2 pseudogenes are annotated in these 4,268 nt (G+C 70.9%); both read left to right on the plus strand.

Annotation, left to right across the window (positions count from 1 at the left end):
- Nucleotides 1-33: 33 nt before the first annotated feature.
- Nucleotides 34-3,552: pseudogene (locus J8403_RS39165) on the plus strand (type I polyketide synthase); the annotation flags it as partial.
- Nucleotides 3,553-3,792: 240 nt separating this feature from the next.
- Nucleotides 3,793-3,987: pseudogene (locus J8403_RS44885) on the plus strand (SpnB-like Rossmann fold domain-containing protein); the annotation flags it as partial.
- Nucleotides 3,988-4,268: the final 281 nt, after the last annotated feature.

Genomic DNA, 4,268 nt, shown 5'->3' on the forward strand with positions numbered 1-4,268 from the left:
GCACCGCGTTGAGAGGGTCGTCCTGTGGAGAATGAAGAGAAACTTCGTCATTACCTCAAAGAGGTCACGAAGGATCTGCGGCAGACCCGCCAGCGCCTGCAGGACATCGAGGCAAAGGGCCACGAGCCCATCGCGATCATCGGCATGAGCTGCCGTTTCCCCGGCGGCATCGCAACGCCGGAAGCGTTGTGGGACCTGGTGCGCGACGGTGGCGACGCGGTGTCGGAATTCCCCGACGACCGTGGCTGGGACACAGAAGGCCTCTACGACCCCGAGGGCGGGGCCGGGAAGTCGGTCACCCGCTACGGCGGATTCCTGCACGGCATCGCCGATTTCGATGCGGGGCTTTTCGGGATATCCCCCCGGGAGGCCATCGCGATGGACCCGCAGCAGCGGCTGATGCTGGAGACCGCCTGGGAGGCGTTCGAGCGGGCCGGCGTCAACCGGGACGCCGTGCGGGGCAGCCTGACCGGGGTGTTCATCGGCACCAACGGTCAGGACTACGCGACGCTGCTCAGCGCGGCGCGGGACGATGTGCAAGGCCACCTCGGCACGGGCAGCGCGGCCAGCGTCCTCTCGGGACGGGTGGCCTACGCCTTCGGCCTCGAAGGGCCGACGGTCACCGTGGACACCGCGTGCTCGTCCTCGCTGATCGCCCTGCATCTGGCCGTCCGGGCGCTGCGCAACGGGGAGTGCGAGCTGGCGCTGGCGGGCGGCGTCACGGTGATGACGACGACGAACACCTTCGTCGAGCTGTCCAAGCAGGGCGGACTGGCACCGGACGGCCGGTCCAAGGCGTTCGCGGCGGGAGCGGACGGCACCGGCTGGGGTGAGGGCGCCGGGATGCTGCTGGTGGAGCGGCTGTCCGACGCCGAACGACACGGCCACCGGGTGCTGGCGGTGGTGCGTGGCACCGCCGCCAACCAGGACGGCGCGTCGAACGGGCTGACGGCGCCCAACGGGCCCTCGCAGCGTCGGGTCATCCGCGCGGCACTGTCCGACGCCCGGCTGTCCACGGGCGACGTCGACGTGGTGGAGGCGCACGGCACCGGCACCAGGCTCGGGGACCCGATCGAGGCACAGGCCCTGCTGGACACCTACGGTCAGGAGCGGGACCGGCCGTTGTGGCTCGGATCGGTCAAGTCGAACCTGGGCCACACCCAGGCCGCCGCGGGTGTCGCCGGGGTCATCAAGATGGTGCTCGCCATGCGGCACGGTGTGCTGCCGCGCACCCTGCACGTGGACGAGCCGACCCCGCATGTGGACTGGTCCGCAGGAGCGGTGCGAGTGCTCACGGAGCGGACTCCCTGGCCGGAGAGCGACCGGCCGCGCAGGGCGGGTGTGTCCGCCTTCGGCGTGAGCGGCACCAACGCGCACGCCATCCTGGAGCAGGCGCCGGAGGCCGAGCACACCGATCCGCCCCGTACCGATCAGCCCCGCACCGAACCGGTGGCGGTGCCCTGGGTGCTCTCGGGCCAGGGCGAGGCCGGTCTGCGCGCGTTGGCGGCCCGGCTCGCCACCGTGGCCACCGCAGCGGACCCCGGCGACCTCGGGTGGACCCTCGCCACCACCCGCTCGGCGCTGTCACACCGCGCGGTGGTGATCGGATCCACCCCGGGGGAACTGCTGACCGGCCTTGCCGCGGTGGCCACCGGAGAGCCGGCCCCGAACGTGGTGGAGGGAGTGGCCGGTCCCGACACCGGCGTGGTGTTCGTCTTTCCGGGACAGGGCTCGCAGTGGGCCGGAATGGCCGTGGAACTGCTGGACACCTCCCCGGCCTTCGCCCGCCGGTTCGCCCAGTGCGCCCGTGCACTGGAGACGCATCTCGACTGGTCCATCGAGGACGTGGTGCGATCCGCGCCCGGTGCGCCCTCGCTCGACCTCATCGAGGTCGTCCAGCCGGTGCTGTTCACCGCGATGGTGTCCCTCGCCGAGCTGTGGGCTTCTTACGGGATCACTCCCTCCGCCGTGGTCGGCCACTCCCAGGGCGAGATCGCGGCCGCCTGTGTGGCCGGGGCGCTGTCGCTGGAGGACGCGGCCAAGGTCGTGGTGTTGCGCAGCCGCCTGTTCGCCGAAACGCTGGTGGGCAACGGCGCGATCGCCTCGGTCGCCCTGCCCGCGGAGCAAGTGGCCGCCCGGATCGAACCGTGGGGCGAACGCCTCGCGGTGGCCGGGGTGAACGGGCCCGCGGCGGCCACGGTGGCCGGCGACCCGCACAGTCTCCAGGAGTTCGTGGCCGCATGCGAGGCGGACGGCGTACGTGCCCGCGTCGTGCCCGCCACCGTGGCGTCCCACGGCCCTCAGGTGGAACCGCTGCGCGAACGGTTGCTCACCCTGCTGGCCGACGTGGCGCCCCGCCAGTCCACCGTTCCGTTCTACTCCACGGTCACCGGCGGACTCCTGGACACCACCGAACTCGACGCGGACTACTGGTTCTGGAACGCCCGCAAGCCCATCGACTTCCTGGGCGCGCTGCAGGCCCTGTTCTCCGACGGCCACCGCGTCTTCGTGGAATCGAGCACCCACCCCGCCCTGACCATGGGCATCCAGGCCACGGCGGACGCCTCCGGCGAGACCGTGGTGGTCACCGGCTCGCTCCGCCGTGGCCAGGGCGGGCTCGCCCAGTTCTACTCGGCCATGGCGCGGCTGCAGGTGCACGGCGTACGGGTCGACTGGGCCGCGGCCTTCGGTGAGGCGCGACGGGTGGAACTGCCGACCTACCCGTTCCAGCGGGAGCGTTACTGGCTGACGCCCCGGCCCGGCCACGGTGACGCCTCCGCGCTGGGACTGGGGGCGCTCGACCACCCCCTTCTCGGGGCCACGGTCGCGCTGCCCGAGTCCGGCGGCCGCCTGCTCACCGGTCGGCTGTCCCTGGCCACCCACTCCTGGCTGGCTGATCATGCCCTCTCCGGTGTGGTGTTGCTGCCGGGGACGGGGTTTGTGGAGTTGGTGTTGCAGGCGGGGTTGCGGTTGGGGTGTGGGGTGGTTGAGGAGTTGACGTTGGAGGGGCCGTTGGTGCTTCCGGGGCGGGGTGAGGTGGAGGTTCAGGTTGCGGTGGGTGGTCCTGGCGAGGGGGGCCGTCGTTCGGTGTCGGTGTTTTCGTGTCGGGAGGGTGAGTGGGTTCGGCATGCGGTGGGTGTGGTGGGGGTGGCCGAGGTTGAGGTGTCGGCTGTGGAGGTGTGGCCGCCGGTGGGTGCGGAGCGGGTGGGGGTGGAGGGGGTTTATGGGGTGTTGGCGGAGCGGGGGTATGCGTATGGGCCGGTGTTCCAGGGGTTGCGGGAGGCTTGGCGCCGGGGAGACGAGGTCTTCGTCGAGGTGGCGGTCCCTCAGGAGGCTCGGGGGGACGCGGCCCGGTGCGCGATCCATCCCGCACTGCTCGATGCCGCACTCCACGGGGTGCGATTCGGCGACTTCGTCACCGACGACGACCAGGCTTATGTGCCGTTCTCCTGGAGCGGCGTCACTTTGCACGCGGTCGGTGCGACGGTCCTGCGCGTCACCCTGACCCCGGCCGGCCGCGACGCGGTCGCCCTCCGGGCCACGGACGTCACCGGTGCGCCCGTCCTGTCGGCACGCTCACTGGCCCTGCGACCGGTCTCCGCTCAGCAGCTGCACGACGGGCGGGGGAACGGGACCGATGCGTTGTATCGGGTGGAGTGGGTGGATGTGGGTGTGTGTGGGGTGGGGTCGTTTATGGAGTGGGGTGAGGTGGCTTTGGGTGGGGTGGTGCCGGGGTGTGTGGTGTTGTCGGGGGTTGATGTTGTGGGTGTGTTGGAGGTTTTGCGGTTGTGGGTGGGGGATGAGCGGTTTGGGGGTTCGCGGTTGGTGGTGGTGACGCGGGGTGCGGTGTCGGTGGGTGGTGAGGGTGTGGTGGATGTGGGTGGTGGTGCGGTGTGGGGGTTGGTGCGGTCGGCGCAGTCGGAGCATCCGGGGCGGTTTGTGTTGGTGGATGTGGGTGTTGATGGGGATGTGGGTGTGGTTGCGGGTGTGGTGGGGCTGGGGGAGTCGGAGGTTGCGGTGCGTGGGGGTCGGGTGTGGGTGCCGCGGTTGGTGGGTGTGAGTGGTGGTGGTCCGGCTGGTGGTGTGGTTTCGGATGTGGGTGGTGGTGTGGCGTTGGTGACGGGTGGGACGGGGTTGTTGGGTGGTTTGGTGGCGCGGCATTTGGTGTCGGTGTATGGGGTGGGTGAGGTGGTGTTGGTGAGTCGTCGGGGTGGGGTGCTCCGGGTGTTGGGGGTTTGGTTGGGGAGTTGGAGGGGTTGGGTGCGCGG

The organism is Streptomyces yatensis (assembly GCF_018069625.1).
Taxonomy (GTDB): domain Bacteria; phylum Actinomycetota; class Actinomycetes; order Streptomycetales; family Streptomycetaceae; genus Streptomyces; species Streptomyces yatensis.